Raw genomic sequence first — 18249 nt, 5'->3', positions numbered from 1 at the left:
AGGTCTTTAGCAAGTTACAAGATGAGCCTGGAACGCCGTTGATCGCGCCGCCAATGTAACCCTTATAAATTATTTGACAGGTTACAAAACCCATGCAATTTTTGTTTGCGCAGTAACCCAGTAAATCAATTTAACCGGTTACATAGGACTGCCTTCATGAATACTCCAGCCTCCAGCGCCATCCGCTACCAGTTCGTCGAAGCCGACGGCGTCCGTGTGTTCTATCGCGAGGCCGGCAGCCCCGGCCTGCCGGTACTGCTGTTGCTCCATGGCTTTCCCAGTTCTTCGCACCAGTTCCGCGAACTGATCCCGCTGCTGGCCGAACGCTTCCACCTGATTGCCCCGGACCTGCCCGGCTTCGGCTTTACCGAAGTGCCGGCCGAACGCGACTACCGCTACAGCTTCGATGCCCTGGCACAGACCCTGGGTGCCTTCGTCGACGCCCTGGGCCTGCGCCGCTATGCGCTGTACGTGTTCGACTACGGCGCCCCGACCGGCCTGCGCCTGGCGGTCGAGCACCCAGAACGGGTGACCGGGTTCGTTTCGCAGAACGGCAATGCCTACCTCGAAGGCCTGGGTGACGCCTGGGCGCCGATCCGCACCTACTGGGACGAGCCCTCGGCGGCCAATCGCAAGGCCGTGGGCGACGCGGTGCTCAACCTTGAGGCCACCCGCTGGCAGTACCTGCACGGTGTTGCCGATCCGACCCGGGTGGCGCCGGAGTCCTACACCCTTGACGCACTGTTGATGGAACGGCCTGGCAACAAGGAGATCCAGCTGGACCTGTTCCTCGACTACGCCAACAACCTGAAGCGCTATCCGCAGTTCCAGGCGTTCTTCCGTGAAACCCGGGTGCCTTCGCTGATCATCTGGGGCAAGCATGACCCGTTCTTCATTCCGCCGGGTGCTGAGGCCTTCAAGCGCGACAATCCCGATGCCGTGGTCGAATTGCTCGATACCGGGCATTTCGCCCTGGAGACCCACGCGGCGTACATCGCCCGCCGGATAGGTGAAGTGTTGGCCTGATCGCCGCGCCTACTGGATACGTGCATGGATTGCAGCAATGAACTGCAATCAACCTGATTGTTGAGCCATGGCTTGGTAATTACCCTCGAACACTCTTCTTCAGTGCTTCAGGAGCCAAGCCATGGTCATGCACATCCGCCTCCACCAAACCGGTGCCCCGCACGTCCTGCAACTCGAACACGCCGAGACTCGAACGCCCGGTCCTGGCGAAGTCTGGCTGGAACAGGCGGCCATCGGCGTCAACCCGCTGGATGTCAACCAGCGCAAGGGCGATGTGCCCATCGCCCTGCCTTCGGGCCTGGGCCTTGAAGGGGCCGGGACAGTCGCCGCTGTCGGCCCGGGCGTGACCAACGTGCAGGCCGGCGATCGTGTGGCCTACGCCACCGGCCCGCTGGGGGCTTACGCCAGCGCCCGCCTGTTCCCGGCCGATCGCCTGGTCAAGCTGCCCGACAGGCTGGCGGCCACCGATGCCGCTGCCGTGCTGTTCAAGGGCATTACCGCCCAGTACCTGCTCAAGAGTACCTACCCGGTGGGTCCCGGTGTCCGGGTGCTGATCTACGGCGCCGCCGGTGCGCTCGGCCAGTTGATGGTGTCCTGGGCCAGGCACCTGGGCGCCTTTGTGGTCGGTGTGGTCTCCAAGGTGCAAAGCGTGGCCCGGGCAAAGGCCGCAGGCTGCAATGAGGTGCTGGTGTTCGACGCGCACACCCTGCCCGCGCAGGTCGTGGACGCCACGCAGGGACACAAGGTCGATGTGGTCTACGACTCGGTTGGCCGGGTGTCGCTCGATGCCTCGCTCGACAGCCTGCGCCCGCGGGGTTTGCTGGTGTCCTACGGCGTGACCTCTGGCGCGCCCGAGCCCCTGGCCATGGGCACCCTCAACGCCAAGGGTTCGCTGTTCGTCACCCGCCCTTCCCTGGCGGCCCACACCGCCACGGCGCAGGAGTACCAGCATCGTGCGCAGGATGTGCTGATGGCGGTGGCCGCAGGTATCATTACCCCGCACATCTGGCGCAGCTACCCGCTGGCCGAGGTGGCCAACGCCCACGACGACCTGCAGCAGGGACGGTCACAGGGCGCGATCATCCTCACCCCCTGAAACGAGACGCTCTACCGACATGGACCCGTTCGACAGTCGCCAGGCCGATGAACTGGCCACGCTCCTCGCCCTGTTCGCCCACGGCTCGTTCGCCGCCGCGGGCCGGCAGTTGCAACGCCATCCCTCGGTGCTGTCCAAGCGCCTGGGGGCGATGGAGCAGCGCCTGGGCATTCGCCTGGTCGAGCGCACCACCCGCCAACTGCGCTTCACCGACGAAGGCACGCGCCTGGTCGAACGCCTGCAGCATGCTGCCAGCCTGATCAATGACGCCGAACGGGAAGCCGGCCAGGGCGCGACCGAAGTGCGCGGACGCCTGCGCCTGGCACTGCCGGCGAACCTGGGCAGGCTCTGGCTCAGCACCCTGCTGGCCGAGTTCGCCCTGGCCTTCCCGCAGGTGACGCTGGAAACCGAATATGCCGAGCGCTTCGTCGACCTGGTCGGCGAAGGCTTCGACGCCGCCATCCGCATCGGCGAGCTGGCCGACAGCCGCCTGGTGGCGCGCAAGCTGTGCGATCACCGGCGCATCCTCTGCGCCTCGCCCGTCTACCTCGAACGTCACGGGCAGCCACAGTCGCCCGACGACCTGGGCGAGCATAACTGCCTGGGTTTTACCGGCCTGCGCAGCTATCCGCAGTGGCACCTGTACCGGCACGATGAAGTGCACAGCGTGAAGATCCACGGATCGATGCAGAGCAATGACAACGAGGCGCTGCTGGGCGCCGCCCGTGCGGGCCTGGGCATTGTTGCCGGCGGGGACTGGATGATGAAGAAGGACCTGGACAGCGGGCGCCTGCTGCGCGTGCTGCCACAGTGGCAACTGGACCGTGATGCCGGTATCTATTTCGTTCGCCCGGGGGCGCGGTTCAATACGGCGGCGCTGGCGGCTTTCAAGCAGTGGATCGAACAGCAGTTTGCCCAGGGTGCGCCCTGGCGGTAGCGTAAACGAATCGCGGGGCAAGCCCGCTCCTACCGGTAGGAGCGGGCTTGCCCCGCGAAGAGGCCAGCAAACTTAGTAGTAAGCGTTCTCTTTCTGACTGTGGTCAGTCACGTCCCGCACACCCTTGAGCTCGGGAATGCGCTCGAGCAAGGTCCGCTCGATGCCTTCCTTCAGGGTAACGTCGGCCTGGCCGCAGCCCTGGCAGCCGCCACCGAACTGCAGCACGGCGATGCCGTCCTCGACCACCTCGATCAGGCTGACCTGGCCGCCGTGGCTGGCCAGCCCCGGGTTGATTTCGGTTTGCAGGTAGTAGTTGATGCGCTCGTTGATCGGGCTGTCTTCGTTGACCATCGGCACCTTGGCGTTCGGCGCCTTGATGGTCAGCTGGCCACCCATGCGGTCGGTGGCGTAGTCGACCACCGCGTCTTCGAGAAACGGCACGCTGACCGCGTCCAGGTAGGCGGTGAAGCTTTTCAGACCCACGGCGGTGTCTTCCGGCTTCTCTTCGCCCGGTTTGCAGTAGGCGATGCAGGTCTCGGCGTAGGTGGTGCCCGGCTGGGTGATAAAGATGCGAATGCCAATACCCGGGGTGTTCTGCTTGGACAGCAGATCGGCCAGGTAATCATGCGCGGCGTCGGTAATAGTTATGGCGCTCATGGAAGTTCCTCACAGACTTGGGCGCAGTTTACGCCAACCTGGCCGCCGAACAAAGTCCTAGTATTTAAGTAGGGAAAGAACGCAGGCTGCCGGGAAAGGTCTCGCGACCTTCCCGGCAGCCATCCTCACAGGTTCTCGTAGCGGTTCATGTCCAGCACGCCCGACTCCACCGGGTCGGTCTCCTGGATGTAGCGGTCCAGGTCATGGAAGTACTGCCAGAACTGCGGGTGGCTGCGGCGCACGCCCCAGCGCATGACGATACGTTCGAACCTGGCCGTGTCGTCCCGCGCCGCTTCCATGTCCTCGACGAACTCCGGTACATCGCTGGCCGGAATGTTGAACATGAAGTTGGGGTAGCTGCTGAGCACGCCCGGGACCAGCGTCAGGGTGTCCAGGCCCGGCTGGTAGCGGTGGGCCTCGCCGAGCATGAATGCCACGTTGCTGTGGGCCCGGTTGCGCAGCAGGCTGTAGACCTGGCGCTGGCCACCCGGGCCTTCGATACGCAGCATGGTGGCCTCAGGCAGCTGGTTGATCACCTTCAGGCCCGCTGCCGGACGCGACACCAGACGGCTCAGGCCCTGCTCCACGCCGCGGAACACTTCGTTCATTTGCGGCCGCGAGCAGTAGGCGCCCTGGCAGCGGTTGATCGGGTCGGGCGCGGCATTGAGGCTGCCGGTGCGCTGGATCAGCCTCAGGCCGAAATCACGCTTGGGATCGGCCGCATCGAGCTTGAGCGCGCTCGGGGTGTCGGTGTCGATCTCCTCGTAGTCCATCCACATCTTCACTTTACCGCTGTTCTGGTACCAGTCGCTGAGGATTGCGCCCCGCGCATCGGCCGGCATCAGGCGCAGGAAGTTGACCTCCGCGCCGTTGCGAATCAGGTCGAAGTACAACCGTGTCTGCGCCTGGTGTGAAACGTTGCCGAACACATCGAAGTTGACCGCCAGCTGGTAGTAGGTGCGCTCGAACAGTGGGTAGTCGAACAACCACATAGTCTTGGGCACATCGCCGATCAGGCCCTTGGTCACCGAGGCGCTGTCGAAGTGGCGGAAGATGGTCAGCAACGCGTTGTCGTTGCCGGCCCAGAGGGTCGACCAGCTCGGTGCCGGCATGTCGGCATAGGTATCGCGGCGCAACTTCTCGTACTCGTTGCGCTTGTCGCGGTAGGCGTGCCAGAGGCTCAGGATGCTGCCCACGTCGTCGATCTGCCCAGGCATGGCCAGCAGCGGCGTGGCCTGGCCACGGTACTCGGCATCGGTCAGGTAGCGGTCGTGGGCCGGCTCCTGGAACAGTGCCCAGAAGTGGTCGCGGATCACGTCGGTGGCGATCTGGCCACGGCACACCGGGCCACGGATGAAGGTGCGCACGAAATATTCGGCGTTATCCAGCATGAACTGGTAACGGGCCACGGCCGGGATCGCCTCGAAGGTCTCGAACGGGTTGGCGCGGTGGCGCGGGCCATAGCCGGGCAGCGCGGTGGCGTGCCAGTCACCACTGTAGAACAGTTGCTTGACGCGCTTGAGCTTCTGCGGCCCCATCGGGTAGGTGATGTGGGTCTTGTGCACGATCACGCCCTGCACCGGTACCAGGCGGTAATAGAAGTCGGTGCCCGGCGGATCGTTGGGGCGGCGCGTGGCGATCAGGTCGACCGGTTGGCCGCTGGGCGTGCGCGAGCGCACCCACTGGAAGAAATGCCCAGGCTCGCCGCCAACGAAGTGGATGTGGGCCAGGAACAGGTGCTCATACAGCCAGCGGCCGACCAGCGCCTCGGTCGAGCCTGGGCTGTTGAGCAGCGCCTCCCACTCGGCGATCTGTGCGGCCTCTTTGGCGCTTGGCTGGATCGGGTTGTGTTCCACCGGCGCACCGGCCTTGAGCCAGCGTTGCAGGGTCTGGTACTGGGCATCGGTAAGGCCGGTGACCGCCAGCGGCATGCCCTCCTTGGGGTGGGCACCGGCGTAGGCATCGAACTCATCCGGCGAGGGGCACATATTGTTGCGATTCAGGCCCAGGACGATCTCTTCGGGCAGCTTGGCGTTGGGTGTCAACGGCGTGTTGTGGCCCAGCTCCAGCATCCGCGCCATCAGCGCCGCCTGGCTGCCCTGGTTGTCGAGCACCGAATAGAAGCCCTTGCGCTGCCAGGCCTCGGTGCTCTGGGCGTCGAAGAACAACCGGGTCGGCGGCACGGCCTTGCTGCGGTCACCCTGGTACACCGGCACCTTGGAGGCGCCCCGCGAGGCCCCCTCGGCGCTGCCCAGGTTCAACTGGCAGGCGGCATCGTTGCAGGCGTGGCAGGCGACGCATTTCTCGGTGAAGATCGGTTGGATATCCCGGGTATAGGAAATAGCCGGGCTGGATTGAGGGGCTTGCCCCAACGCCACGCCGCTGATGAGCAGGGCGAAAGCGCCGGCAAGTAATCGATGCACCATGTGCCGAATGTCCTGGATTTGAAAGCTTCACGATTCTACCGGTGCTGGCGGCACGTCAACATGAATGAAATTCATGTAAAACCTCGACGCGTCTAAAAACCGCGCAGCTTTGTTATTATTCCGCAACTTTTGTCTTTGCCCGACCAGGTAGTCCTATGTCTGACCGCAGCGCTCGTTTCCAAGCACTTCAGCAAGCACTCAAAGAGCGCATCCTGATTCTCGATGGCGGCATGGGTACTATGATCCAAAGCTACCGCCTGGAGGAACACGACTATCGTGGCACGCGCTTCGCCGATTGGCCAAGCGACGTCAAAGGCAACAACGACCTGCTGCTGCTCTCGCGCCCGGACGTGATCGCGGCCATCGAGAAGGCCTACCTGGATGCCGGTGCCGACATTCTCGAAACCAACACCTTCAACGCCACGCAGATTTCCCAGGCCGACTACGGCATGGAGTCGCTGGTCTATGAGCTGAACGTCGAAGGCGCGCGCATCGCCCGCCAGGTGGCCGACGCCAAGACCCTCGAAACGCCGGACAAGCCACGCTTCGTCGCCGGCGTGCTCGGCCCGACCAGCCGCACCTGCTCCATTTCCCCGGACGTCAACGACCCGGGCTTTCGCAACGTCACCTTCGACCTGCTGGTGGAAAACTACGTCGAGGCCACCCGCGGCCTGATCGAGGGCGGCGCCGACCTGATCCTGATCGAGACCATCTTCGACACCCTCAATGCCAAGGCGGCGATCTTCGCCGTGCAGCAGGTGTTCGAGGACGACGGCGTCGAATTGCCGATCATGATCTCCGGCACCATCACCGACGCGTCCGGGCGGACCCTGTCCGGGCAGACCACCGAGGCCTTCTGGAACTCGGTGCGTCACGCCAACCCGATTTCGGTGGGCCTGAACTGCGCCCTCGGCGCCAAGGACCTGCGCCCCTACCTGGAGGAGCTGTCGGACAAGGCCGGCACCCACGTGTCCGCACACCCCAACGCCGGTCTGCCGAACGCCTTCGGCGAATACGATGAAACCCCGGCCGAGATGGCCGTGGTGGTCGAGGAATTCGCCGCCAGTGGCTTCCTCAACATCATCGGCGGTTGCTGCGGCACGACCCCGGGGCATATCCAGGCGATCGCCGAGGCCGTGGCCAAGTACAAACCGCGCCCGATCCCGGACATTCCCAAGGCCTGCCGGCTGTCGGGCCTGGAGCCGTTCACCATCGATCGCAACTCGCTGTTCGTCAACGTCGGCGAGCGCACCAACATCACCGGTTCCGCCAAGTTCGCCCGCCTGATCCGCGAAGAGAACTACACCGAGGCCCTGGAAGTCGCCCTGCAGCAGGTCGAGGCCGGCGCCCAGGTGATCGACATCAACATGGACGAAGGGATGCTCGATTCCCAGGCGGCCATGGTCAAGTTCCTCAACCTGATCGCCGGTGAGCCCGACATCTCCCGCGTACCGATCATGATCGACTCCTCCAAGTGGGAAGTGATCGAAGCAGGCCTCAAGTGCATCCAGGGCAAGGGCATCGTCAACTCGATCTCGATGAAGGAAGGCGTCGACGCCTTCAAGCATCACGCCAAGCTGTGCAAGCGCTACGGTGCCGCCGTGGTGGTGATGGCCTTCGACGAGGTCGGCCAGGCCGACACCGCCGCACGCAAGAAGGAAATCTGCCAGCGCAGCTACGACATCCTGGTCAACGAAGTGGGCTTCCCGCCGGAAGACATCATCTTCGACCCGAACATCTTCGCCGTGGCCACCGGCATCGAAGAGCACAACAACTACGCCGTGGACTTCATCGAAGCCTGCGCCTACATCCGCGACCACCTGCCCTACGCCCTGAGCTCGGGCGGGGTGTCCAACGTGTCGTTCTCGTTCCGTGGCAACAACCCGGTGCGAGAGGCGATCCACTCTGTGTTCCTCTACCACGCGATCCAGAATGGCCTGACCATGGGTATCGTCAACGCCGGCCAGCTGGAGATCTACGACGAGATCCCCGCCGCCCTGCGCGAGAAGGTCGAGGACGTGGTGCTCAACCGCACCCCGGACGGCACCGATGCCCTGCTGGCGATCGCCGATGACTACAAGGGCGGCGGCGCCACCAAGGAAGTGGAGAACGAAGAGTGGCGCTCGCTGCCGGTCGACAAGCGCCTGGAACACGCGCTGGTCAAGGGCATCACCGCCTTCATCGTCGAAGACACCGAAGAATGCCGCCAGCAATGCGCGCGTCCGATCGAGGTCATCGAGGGCCCGCTGATGAGCGGCATGAACGTGGTCGGCGACCTGTTCGGCGCCGGCAAGATGTTCCTGCCCCAGGTGGTCAAATCCGCCCGGGTGATGAAGCAGGCGGTGGCCCACCTGATCCCCTTCATCGAAGCCGAGAAAGGCGACAAGCCCCAAGCCAAGGGCAAGATTCTCATGGCCACAGTCAAGGGCGACGTGCACGACATCGGCAAGAACATCGTCGGCGTGGTGCTCGGTTGCAACGGCTATGACATCGTCGACCTGGGCGTGATGGTCCCGGCGGAGAAGATCCTGCAGACCGCCCGCGAGCAGAAGTGCGACATCATCGGCCTGTCCGGCCTGATCACCCCGTCGCTGGACGAGATGGTCCACGTCGCCCGCGAGATGCAGCGCCAGGACTTCCACCTGCCGCTGATGATCGGTGGCGCAACCACCTCCAAGGCCCACACGGCAGTGAAGATCGAGCCCAAGTACAGCAACGATGCAGTGGTCTACGTCACCGACGCCTCGCGTGCCGTGGGTGTCGCCACGCAGTTGTTGTCCAAGGAACTCAAGCCCGGCTTCGTCGAGAAGACCCGCCAGGAGTATGTCGAAGTCCGCGAGCGCACCGCCAACCGCAGCGCCCGTACCGAACGCCTGAGCTACGAACAATCGATCGCCGCCAAGCCGCAGTACGACTGGGCCGGCTACCAGCCTGCAGTGCCGAGCTTCACCGGGGTCAAGGTGCTGGAGGATATCGACCTCAAGGTACTGGCCCAGTACATCGACTGGACGCCGTTCTTCATCTCCTGGGACCTGGCTGGCAAGTACCCTCGTATCCTCACCGACGAGGTGGTCGGCGAAGCGGCCACCGCGCTGTTCCAGGATGCCCAGGACATGCTCGCCAAGCTGATCGACGAGAAGCTGATCAGCGCCCGCGCGGTGCTCGGCTTCTGGCCAGCCAACCAGGTCGACCACGACGACATCGAGGTCTACGGCGTCGACGGCCAACCGCTGGCGAAACTGCACCACCTGCGCCAGCAGACCATCAAGCCGGACAACAAGCCGAACTTCTGCCTGGCCGACTTCGTCGCGCCGAAGGAATCCGGCATCACCGACTACGTCGGCGGCTTCATCACCACCGCCGGCATCGGTGCCGAGGAAGTGGCCAAGGCCTACCAGGACAAGGGCGACGACTACAGCTCGATCATGGTCAAGGCCCTGGCCGACCGTCTGGCCGAAGCCTGCGCCGAGTGGCTGCACGAGCAGGTGCGCAAGGACTACTGGGGCTACGCCAAGGACGAGCACCTGGACAACGAAGCCCTGATCAAGGAGCAGTACAGCGGCATCCGCCCTGCCCCGGGTTACCCGGCCTGCCCGGACCACACCGAGAAGGCCACCCTGTTCCGCCTGCTCGACGGTACCGAAATCGGCGAGACCGGCCCAAGCGGCGTATTCCTCACCGACCACTTCGCCATGTTCCCGGCGGCGGCAGTCAGCGGCTGGTACTTCGCCCACCCGCAGGCGCAGTACTTCGCCGTGGGCAAGGTGGACAAGGACCAGGTGCAGAGCTACACCGCGCGCAAGGGCCAGGACCTGAGCGTCAGCGAGCGCTGGCTGGCGCCGAACCTGGGTTACGACAACTGACGCCGTCGCGGGGCAAGCCCGCTCCTACCCCTGTAGGAGCGGGCTTGCCCCGCGATGCGGTCTACACTTGAGGAAAATGCCTTTCACAAGGAGCCCCTCATGGACGAACCCGCCCAAGGCAAACCCCCGACCTTCTGGCAGATGCTGCAAAGCATTCTGGCGGCGGCATTCGGGGTGCAAAGTGGCAAGAACCGCGCGCGCGACTTCACCCACGGCAAAGCGTCGCACTTCATTGCCATGGGCACGGCGTTTACCCTGGTGTTCATATTGATTCTATATGGATTGGTGCAACTGGCCCTGCACCTCACGGCACGGTAGGAGCGGGCGCCCCGCTCCTTCCCCCCGCTGTCACTGATGGCTGACCCAATACACGGCAGTCACCACTGCCAGGATGATCAGGCTAAGTATCGCCCAGGCGTCGACACGGCTGTCAGTCTTGCCCGCTTTGGTCGAGTCTCCCATTGCATCGCCTCTTGTAGTGGTTATGGGAATGCACTTCACCTTCAGCAGTTAAGTTCAGCAATGCCCTTTGCTCAAGCAGGGTTTTGCAATCATCCCTTTTTCGGCCGTCCACCAAAGCGTTCCAGGGCTTCACGGGTCAGGCGCAGGACCAGCGCATTGACGGCTTCGTCCTGGGCCTGGGCAACCCTGTTCAGCCCACGGGCGTAGTCAACCGGTGTGATTCTGGCGCGCCGCAGTTGGTGCTCCAGCACATCGCGCTGCCGCGAGGCCTGGTCGTAAAAGGCGCGGAACGCCCGCGGGTGGCTTCGACGCAAATGCTCGCGCCAGAAGTACCGCTCACTCAATGACGTCGCCAGCCGGCCGGTCTGCTCATTGCTCAACACCTGGGCGCGGGCAGCGATCAGTTGCAAGGATGTCACCCCGGCGTCAGCGTTCACGGTCACGTCGAACGACGAAACGGGCAGCTCCAGCACTGCCGCCAGCTGCGAACGATACGCTTGCCGTACATTGTAGGCATCGTGGTCCAGACCGCGCTGCGCCCGGCGGAAAAGGTCCTGCTCAACGACACCGTCCAGCTCGTGCAACCGAAACAGCGAACGCCCCAACCGTATCAACTCGACCTCGGCGATGGCGCCCTGCTGCTCACCGACCGCCGCAGTGGCCAGCAACTGGATCTCCAGCCAGTCGAAGCGAGCACCTACGTCGGGCAGCCGTCCCCGGGACCGGCCCGCCAGGTCGAACACCGATCTGCGCAATTGCGTATGCCGCTCGCAATGTTCGATCATGCGCCAGACTCGCCTGCCGAGTTGCGGCCGTCGTGCCACATAGTCTGCACTGGAGCGCAGGTCAGAGAGCAACTGGATGAACTCATGCGCGTCGGGGGCCTGCGCAAGGTTGTCCCATAGTGTCTGGCGCTGTGCTTGCTCGCCTGGCTCGACGAGCTGCAGCCAGTCCTCCCGCGCAGTGGCCCTGCTTGGCCCCGGCTGAGGCTCGGGTAATGGCGCAGGCTCAGCTTCTGCCGGAGCACTTTCATCTGCAAAGAATGCGCGCAAACGCGCCTGGCTGTCGCTGGGCAATGGATTGCCCGACAGATCGACCTCACTCAGCTCCGGCAAGTGCCAGATATCCACCGGCACCCGACTCAGCTGATTGTTGGCCAGATCAAGCCTGCGCAGGCTGGGGAAGCTCGCCAGAAAGGTATCCGGCAGCTCACTCAAGCCGACATTGCGCAGGCTCAAGGAAGTGACATGGCCGAACGCGAGGTGCACGGGCAGCAGCGGCAGGCTGCCGATTCGCTCATCACTGATGGCCACGGCATAGCCGCCACGCCACCTGACAGCCCCCGTACTTACCGCCTCTGCCAGCGCCGCCGCAACCCGCAGACGGCTTTTGATCTGCGCCGCCCCTGCACCCTGAACAGCCCAGTCGGCCAGGGTCTGTCGAAACGCGGCCAACTGTGGCTGACGGACGAAGTGGGTCCAGACGTCCACGCCTGATCGGACAAGCTTGTCGATATAGGCCTCCACTTCCTCTTCGGTAAATTCGGGAAAGTTGTTGCGCACCGCTTCCCGAAGCCATTCGGACTCCCAGGCGCCGGCCCCGCCAAGCGCATAACCGAGGCGACCGTCACCCAGCCGCGAGGGTGGCAGGAAACCGCCGCGCAGCGGCGCAAGACCGATCATGACACCCGCCTCTTCACGCGATCGCGCAGCCTGCCCGGCAAGCACCTCGCCCAGCGCCTGAGCCGTCAGTTCGGGATCTCCCAACGCTGCTTTCTGATGCCCGTCGAGCATCCGCAACAAGGCGTCCAACAGGCTCTCGCCCTCGCGTGCTTGCGAGAGCGTTGCGCCCTGGGCATCCATGGCGAGATACCCTTTCGAGACTCTGCACAGTACGCGGGTCTCTGTCGCACGGGTGGCTCCCGATCGGGCGATGACAACATTGTCCAGGGTGGCATCGCGTACCTCGACAGCAATATGACGCGGCCAGGGTGCCTGCTTGTCGAGCATGCCCAATGCCAGCTTGACCGTGTCGTTATTGACCGCCGCACGTTGCTGGAACCCAGCACAGGCACGGTCGATCCGACTTTCACGTAACAACCAGCGTGCCTGTTCGGCCAACGCCAACGGTACTTTGCCGACGGACAGGCTTACCCGCTCCGCCGGGTCGGCCAACGCCAGCAGATGGCGTGCCCCCCGAACCGACAGTCCGGGAAACTGGCGCCGCAACAAACCCGTCCCCTCGTCGTCGACCTGCAAAGCCTGGTACTGCTGTTCGAACGACAAGCCGCCCTCAGACGCCTCCAACTGCCGATACACCCGGTAACGGTCCATGGCATCCCCCAGTCGAGCCGGTACCGGGGCATTTTCCAGCAGCAGTTGACGTAACTGTGCTTCCTCGTAGCCTGTGGTCAGCAGCAGGCTGTGCGCCAGTTCGTCCGTTACCTCGGTGAATGGATGCCCCAGGCGGCGCAGCAAGTAACCTTCACCCTCCCAATGATGGGGTCGCTCGAACTCATGTCGCCAGCCTCCGGCGCCGTTGTGCACCAGGCGCGGTTTGTAGCGCTGCGCATCCTGTGGGTGACGGATGCACCAGGTGCCCGCCTGCAGGTCCTGTTCCACCTGATAGGTGTGCTGCGACAGTCGCAATTGCTGCCCTTCCTCCCAGTCGGTAACCGTTCCCGCTACACCCTCGGCGTTGTTCAACCGGTAACCAGGAAGATCCTTGGCACACAGCCGCGGCTGATTTGCCGCATTTCGAATCGGGACCAGGTTGTCGACAAAAGCGGAACGCTTGAGCACTTGTCCCACCACCGCACCACCAACGGCCAGGGCGCCACCAATGGCCACTGTCTTCGCCACATTGAACAGATGATCCAGTGCCCCTTCGCGATCTCCCAGCTGCCAGTCCTGATAGCCTTCGTAAACGTCATCAGCCAATTCCAGCGCTGCCACGCCCAGCATCAACAAGCCCAGGCCGGGCGAGAAGAAGGCCGCCAGGTTGAGCAGGGTGAGACCGAGCTGCTGGTACCCCCTCACTTGTGCGACACGTGCCGCACGATCGGCCGCCGCCGTGGAGATCGCGAGAAAACCGGCATCGTCCTTGATCTTGTCAAGCCGAGCGGCACGCAAGCCTTTTATCAAGGGCGCGCTCAACGCAAAGTGACGCCCATCCAGCACCAGCGGCTCGCTGCGAGCGCCTGATGCCAACAGGCGTTCGAGTGTGTGGAAAAACGCGGAGCGATCCCGTTCCCGGATAAATCGCTGGAAGAACGCAGGATACCCATCCTGTCTGAAGCGCAAGCCAAATGCGGCATACAGCTCGGCCCAACTGGCATAGCGTCGGACCGCCCCCATGGGATCGCCCGGCACGTAGGCAACCACTCCCTCCACAACCGCCGATTTGCTGTTGTCGCTCAGTACCTGTGCGACCACGGTTCCAATAATCGGTTTGCCCAGTAAGTACAGCTGGCGAAACTCCACGACCCTGTAGTCACTGGGCACTGCAGGCCTGGGCAAGATGAACCGCACGATCTGCGCCTGGGTGAGCTCATCGATCTCCCCCTTCAGCCGCGCACTTCGGACCGCCACTTCCATGTCCGCGCGTATTCCTTCTTCAAAGCGCGCATTGACGTTTGCTGCGACCGCATCGGTCGAAAGTTGCGCCGTGAGCACGTCCTGGTACTGTTTGCCCAGATCCAGCATGCGGCAGATCTGGGCAAACACATGGGGGGCGATATTCAGTTCCCCCCCCTGCTCATCCAACAGCCTGCTCTGCTCGGAAAAGCTCCCTGGACTGGTTTCTTCAGGCGCAAAGTTGTGCAAGGCTGCCGCCAGCAGGCTCTGGGAAAAACGGTAATTCGCATCCTGGATGAATTGCAGGCCGGTGCTGCGCGTTTGCCAGACCAGATTTATCGTCGCGCGATGGACATCCACCGGGCGCCCCAGGTGCGCGGCCAACGCTTCGGCCAGCAAGGGTGCGGCAAAGGCATCCAGTGGCGGTATTGCCTGGATCAGCGGTGCCAGGTGCTGCTGGGCACGCTGCTGCAGTGCCAGGCTGCGGTGAAACAGGGTCAGTTGATCGGGGCTTGCCTGGGCAAGCCAGGCGGGCAATCGGCGGGCGATCAGCGCGTCAATGTGGTCGGCGGGACGAAGTAGCGTTGTCATGGCAGGTACCTGCTTTTGGGAAAGCGGTACGACACCAGTTTGTCGAGAGTCCCGGGGCGTAGTTATTTATCTAGTAGTCGACGGGTGCGCGCAGGAAGGGATACCGGTAATCAGTCCCCTGCCCCTGGGCACTGAAATGCCTGAAGTCCAGCCCATAGTCGACCTTGCCCTGCAGCTTGAGCCAGCGTTGGGCGCGTGCGGCGTCGATCACCTGCAGCACCGGCACCTGGAATGCGTGGCGCCCGTCGCGGGTGATCGGCAGCTTCAATGCATCATCGTGCAACAGCACCATGGCCCAGCCCCCCAGGGAGAAGTGCCCCCCCAGCAGGACGCTCAAACGCCCGTCGATACGTGCCTGCAAGGCTTCTGGCGAACTGTTGATGGCACTGAACAGGATGTCCTTGCCCGGTACATAACCGGCTTCGACAGCCGCCTGCATGGCACCGAAGGCCATCTCGTCATTGGCCGACCACACCAGCCGTATACCCGGATAGCGCTGTAGCAACTGCCGGGCCTGCTCATGGGCCCGGTCCCTGCGCCAGCCACCATAGACCACCTGGCGCAGGCGTACCTCGGGGTGTTCGGCCAGCGCCCGGCGCATGCCCTGCTCGCGCAACCTGGCCGCCGGCGTAGTGCTGATACCGGAAAACGCCAACATCTCGACAGGCTCAACCGCCGCCGAAACAGGCAATTGGCTGATCAACTGTTTGAGCATCTGGTAACCGGCCTGCTCATCGTTGCTGGTCAGTGTGCCAAGTACGGGCGGGTATTTTTCCGGGTGGGACTCGATCAGTTCGGCTTGCCCCGGGGTCAGGCCGTTGTTGACCAGAAACAGCTTGACCCCGCTGTCCCGTGACAGCCGGATGATCTCCGGCGCGACATATTGCTCGTTGACCAGCACCAGATAATCCGGACGCGCAGTACCCGTGAGCACCTGACGCGCCTGGCTCAACGCAAGGTCAGCACGCCGCTCGCTGTACTTCACGGTGAGTTGCATGCCCAGGTCGCTCGCGGCGGCCTGCATGAAACGCGAGTAATCGACCCAGAAGGTCTCGTTGGAATAACCCGGATTGAGAAACACCACCGAGGCAGCCTGGACGCTGGTCGCCAGTGGCAAGCTCAGGCACAGGCTGCGGCACAGGGCCTTGAGCATGCCGATTCACTCCTGCTGATCAAACCGCCAATCATACCCTGCCGCACTGCGGTTCGGGCCAAATGCCAGTCAATCTCACTTAGTCCAAATGGTTCTTTTCATATGCAAAAACATCACTTTTGCGCATAAACGCAAACTGCTATCTTGCTTCGGCTCCGCTTGGGAGTGCGCGGCCGTGCGCGCGATTAGCTGCAAGCAGCTTGAGAACAGGACCCCTATGTACGTATACGACGAGTACGATCAGCGGATCATCGAGGACCGCGTCAAGCAGTTCCGTGATCAGACCCGCCGCTACCTGGCCGGTGAGCTGAGCGAAGAAGAGTTCCGCCCCCTGCGCCTGCAAAATGGCCTCTATGTCCAACGTTTTGCCCCGATGTTGCGGGTCGCCGTGCCCTATGGCCAGCTGACCTCCCGCCAAACGCGGATGCTGGCGAAGATCGCACGCGACTACGACAAGGGCTACGCCCACATCAGCACCCGGCAGAACGTGCAGTACAACTGGCCTGCGCTGGAAGACATCCCGGACATCCTCGCTGAACTTGCCACCGTGCAGATGCACGCGATCCAGACCAGCGGCAACTGCCTGCGCAATGTCACCACCGACCAGTTCGCCGGTGTCGCTGCCGATGAAGTGATCGACCCGCGCCCCTGGTGCGAGATCGTCCGTCAGTGGACCACCTTCCACCCCGAATTCGCCTACCTGCCGCGCAAGTTCAAGATCGCCATCAACGGCGCGTCCAGCGACCGCGCGGCCATCGAAGTGCACGATATCGGCCTGGAGCCGGTGTACAACGACGCCGGCGAGCTGGGCTTCCGTGTCCTGGTCGGTGGCGGCCTGGGCCGTACCCCGGTGGTCGGTGCCTTCATCAATGAGTTCCTGCCCTGGCAGGACCTGCTCAGCTACCTGGACGCGATCCTGCGGGTGTACAACCGCTATGGCCGTCGCGACAACAAGTACAAGGCGCGCATCAAGATCCTGGTCAAGGCCCTGACGCCGGAAGTCTTCGCCGAGAGGGTCGAGGCCGAAATGGTCCACCTGCGCGGCGGCAGCAGCACCCTGACCGAAGCCGAAGTCCAGCGCGTGGCCAAGCACTTCGTCGACCCGGACTACAAGGCGCTGGACAACCTCGACTTCAGCGAGCTGGAACAACAGCACCCGGGCTTCGCCCGCTGGCGCGCCCGCAACGTCCTGGCACACAAGAAGCCGGGCTACGTTGCCGTGACCCTGTCGCTCAAGCCCACCGGCGTTGCCCCGGGCGACCTGACCGACAAGCAGCTCGATGCCGTGGCCGACCTTGCCGAGCGTTACAGCTTCGGCCAGTTGCGCACCTCCCACGAGCAGAACATCATCCTCGCCGACGTCGAGCAAAGCCAGTTGCACGCGCTGTGGCTCGAACTTCGCGAGAACGGTTTCGCAACGCCGAACATCGGCCTGCTGACCGATATCATCTGCTGCCCGGGCGGCGACTTCTGCTCCCTGGCCAACGCCAAGTCGATCCCGATCGCCGAATCCATCCAGCGCCGTTTCGACGACCTGGACTACCTGTTCGACATCGGTGAACTGGACCTGAACATCTCCGGCTGCATGAACGCCTGTGGTCACCACCACGTCGGCCATATCGGCATTCTCGGGGTGGACAAGAAAGGCGAAGAGTTCTACCAGGTCTCCCTCGGTGGCAGCGCCAGCCGCGACGCCAGCCTGGGCAAGATCCTCGGCCCTTCTTTCGCCCAGGACGACATGCCGGATGTGATCGAGAAGCTGATCGCCGTCTACGTTGAAAAACGTACCGAAGACGAGCGCTTCATCGACACCTACCAGCGAATTGGCATCGACCCCTTCAAGGAACGCGTCTATGCAGCGAATCATTAAGAACAACGCGATCGTCGACGAAACCTGGCACCTGCTGCCCAAGGACTTCAGCATCGACGAGGTGACCAACTGCGACGACTACATCGTGCCGTTGCAGCTGTGGCGTGAGCACAGCCGTATGCTCAAGGCCCGCGACGGCGGCCTGGGTGTGTGGCTGGACGCCGATGAAGAAGCCGAAGAAATCGGCGAAGACGCCAACGAGTTCCAGGTCATCGCCCTGAACTTCCCGGCTTTCACCGACGGGCGCAACTACTCCAATGCGCGCCTGCTGCGTGATCGCTACAAGTTCACCGGTGAACTGCGTGCCATTGGCGATGTGCTGCGTGACCAGCTGTTCTACATGAAACGCTGCGGTTTCGACGCCTTCGCCTTGCGTGCCGACAAGGATCCGGAAGAAGCACTGCAAAGCCTGCAAGACTTTTCGGTGACCTACCAGGCCGCCACTGACGAACCGCAACCGCTGTTCCGTCGTCGCTGATCCTTCAGCCTGATCGCGGGGGCAGTGGGGGGCGCGCGCCGGCCCCCGCCCGCCAGGGGGGGGGGGGGGGGGGCGCGCCGGGGGCCCCCGCGGGCGTAACACCCCCCCGTCCGGG

At 63.5% G+C, this 18249-nt stretch carries 11 protein-coding genes; 7 read left to right on the top strand and 4 right to left on the bottom strand.

What is annotated here, in order from left to right:
• The first annotated feature begins 156 nt into the window (after window positions 1-156).
• The 3 genes from ACIQUS_RS11970 to ACIQUS_RS11960 all read left to right on the top strand — a co-directional run bounded on the left by ACIQUS_RS11970 (window position 157) and on the right by ACIQUS_RS11960 (window position 3059).
• The gene (locus ACIQUS_RS11970; RefSeq protein WP_403047157.1) at window positions 157-1026 is read left to right on the top strand and encodes an alpha/beta fold hydrolase; all 870 of its coding nucleotides are present in this window, start codon (window positions 157-159) and stop codon (window positions 1024-1026) included.
• A gap of 121 nt (window positions 1027-1147) precedes the next feature.
• Complete coding sequence (locus tag ACIQUS_RS11965) at window positions 1148-2122, top strand: quinone oxidoreductase family protein (protein WP_403047155.1); 975 nt, start codon at window positions 1148-1150, stop codon at window positions 2120-2122.
• A 19-nt stretch (window positions 2123-2141) separates the two neighbouring features.
• Window positions 2142-3059, top strand: coding sequence for a LysR family transcriptional regulator (locus ACIQUS_RS11960; RefSeq protein ID WP_403047152.1), 918 nt, complete (start codon window positions 2142-2144; stop codon window positions 3057-3059).
• A 72-nt stretch (window positions 3060-3131) separates the two neighbouring features.
• On the opposite strand, the gene nfuA is transcribed toward ACIQUS_RS11960, so the two are convergent.
• Complete coding sequence (nfuA, locus tag ACIQUS_RS11955; protein WP_285862946.1) at window positions 3132-3716, bottom strand: Fe-S biogenesis protein NfuA; 585 nt, start codon at window positions 3714-3716, stop codon at window positions 3132-3134.
• Window positions 3717-3841: 125 nt separating this feature from the next.
• The gene (locus ACIQUS_RS11950) at window positions 3842-6142 is read right to left on the bottom strand and encodes a fatty acid cis/trans isomerase (protein WP_403047149.1); all 2301 of its coding nucleotides are present in this window, start codon (window positions 6140-6142) and stop codon (window positions 3842-3844) included.
• Between the two features lie 155 nt (window positions 6143-6297).
• Here ACIQUS_RS11950 and metH point away from each other — a divergent pair, with 155 nt between their 5' ends.
• Complete coding sequence (metH, locus tag ACIQUS_RS11945; RefSeq protein WP_403047147.1) at window positions 6298-10005, top strand: methionine synthase; 3708 nt, start codon at window positions 6298-6300, stop codon at window positions 10003-10005.
• A 99-nt stretch (window positions 10006-10104) separates the two neighbouring features.
• Window positions 10105-10323 (top strand): DUF2970 domain-containing protein, encoded by a 219-nt coding sequence (locus ACIQUS_RS11940; protein WP_403047144.1) that lies wholly within the window; start codon window positions 10105-10107, stop codon window positions 10321-10323.
• Between the two features lie 233 nt (window positions 10324-10556).
• On the opposite strand, the gene ACIQUS_RS11935 is transcribed toward ACIQUS_RS11940, so the two are convergent.
• Both ACIQUS_RS11935 and ACIQUS_RS11930 read right to left on the bottom strand, forming a co-directional pair.
• Window positions 10557-14633, bottom strand: a complete 4077-nt coding sequence (locus ACIQUS_RS11935) for an NEL-type E3 ubiquitin ligase domain-containing protein (RefSeq protein ID WP_403047141.1) — start codon at window positions 14631-14633, stop codon at window positions 10557-10559.
• Window positions 14634-14703: 70 nt separating this feature from the next.
• Complete coding sequence (locus ACIQUS_RS11930; RefSeq protein WP_403047138.1) at window positions 14704-15786, bottom strand: ABC transporter substrate-binding protein; 1083 nt, start codon at window positions 15784-15786, stop codon at window positions 14704-14706.
• Between the two features lie 217 nt (window positions 15787-16003).
• Here ACIQUS_RS11930 and ACIQUS_RS11925 point away from each other — a divergent pair, with 217 nt between their 5' ends.
• Window positions 16004-17656, top strand: a complete 1653-nt coding sequence (locus tag ACIQUS_RS11925; protein WP_403047135.1) for a nitrite/sulfite reductase — start codon at window positions 16004-16006, stop codon at window positions 17654-17656.
• Window positions 17640-18134 (top strand): DUF934 domain-containing protein, encoded by a 495-nt coding sequence (locus ACIQUS_RS11920; RefSeq protein ID WP_403047133.1) that lies wholly within the window; start codon window positions 17640-17642, stop codon window positions 18132-18134. Before ACIQUS_RS11925 ends, ACIQUS_RS11920 begins: the two co-directional genes overlap by 17 nt.
• The last annotated feature ends 115 nt before the right edge of the window (window positions 18135-18249 follow it).

Origin of the sequence: Pseudomonas sp. NPDC090755, assembly GCF_044769005.1 — a bacterium.
Classification (GTDB): Bacteria; Pseudomonadota; Gammaproteobacteria; order Pseudomonadales; family Pseudomonadaceae; genus Aquipseudomonas.
This window is presented reverse-complemented; position numbering and strand designations above follow the sequence as displayed.

Coding starts and splice junctions, on each gene's coding strand:
- ACIQUS_RS11970 (WP_403047157.1), top strand. CDS start 157: ATGAATACTCCAGCCTCCAGCGCCATCCGCTACCAGTTCGTCGAAGCC.
- ACIQUS_RS11965 (WP_403047155.1), top strand. CDS start 1,148: ATGGTCATGCACATCCGCCTCCACCAAACCGGTGCCCCGCACGTCCTG.
- ACIQUS_RS11960 (WP_403047152.1), top strand. CDS start 2,142: ATGGACCCGTTCGACAGTCGCCAGGCCGATGAACTGGCCACGCTCCTC.
- nfuA (WP_285862946.1), bottom strand. CDS start 3,716: ATGAGCGCCATAACTATTACCGACGCCGCGCATGATTACCTGGCCGAT.
- ACIQUS_RS11950 (WP_403047149.1), bottom strand. CDS start 6,142: ATGGTGCATCGATTACTTGCCGGCGCTTTCGCCCTGCTCATCAGCGGC.
- metH (WP_403047147.1), top strand. CDS start 6,298: ATGTCTGACCGCAGCGCTCGTTTCCAAGCACTTCAGCAAGCACTCAAA.
- ACIQUS_RS11940 (WP_403047144.1), top strand. CDS start 10,105: ATGGACGAACCCGCCCAAGGCAAACCCCCGACCTTCTGGCAGATGCTG.
- ACIQUS_RS11935 (WP_403047141.1), bottom strand. CDS start 14,633: ATGACAACGCTACTTCGTCCCGCCGACCACATTGACGCGCTGATCGCC.
- ACIQUS_RS11930 (WP_403047138.1), bottom strand. CDS start 15,786: ATGCTCAAGGCCCTGTGCCGCAGCCTGTGCCTGAGCTTGCCACTGGCG.
- ACIQUS_RS11925 (WP_403047135.1), top strand. CDS start 16,004: ATGTACGTATACGACGAGTACGATCAGCGGATCATCGAGGACCGCGTC.
- ACIQUS_RS11920 (WP_403047133.1), top strand. CDS start 17,640: ATGCAGCGAATCATTAAGAACAACGCGATCGTCGACGAAACCTGGCAC.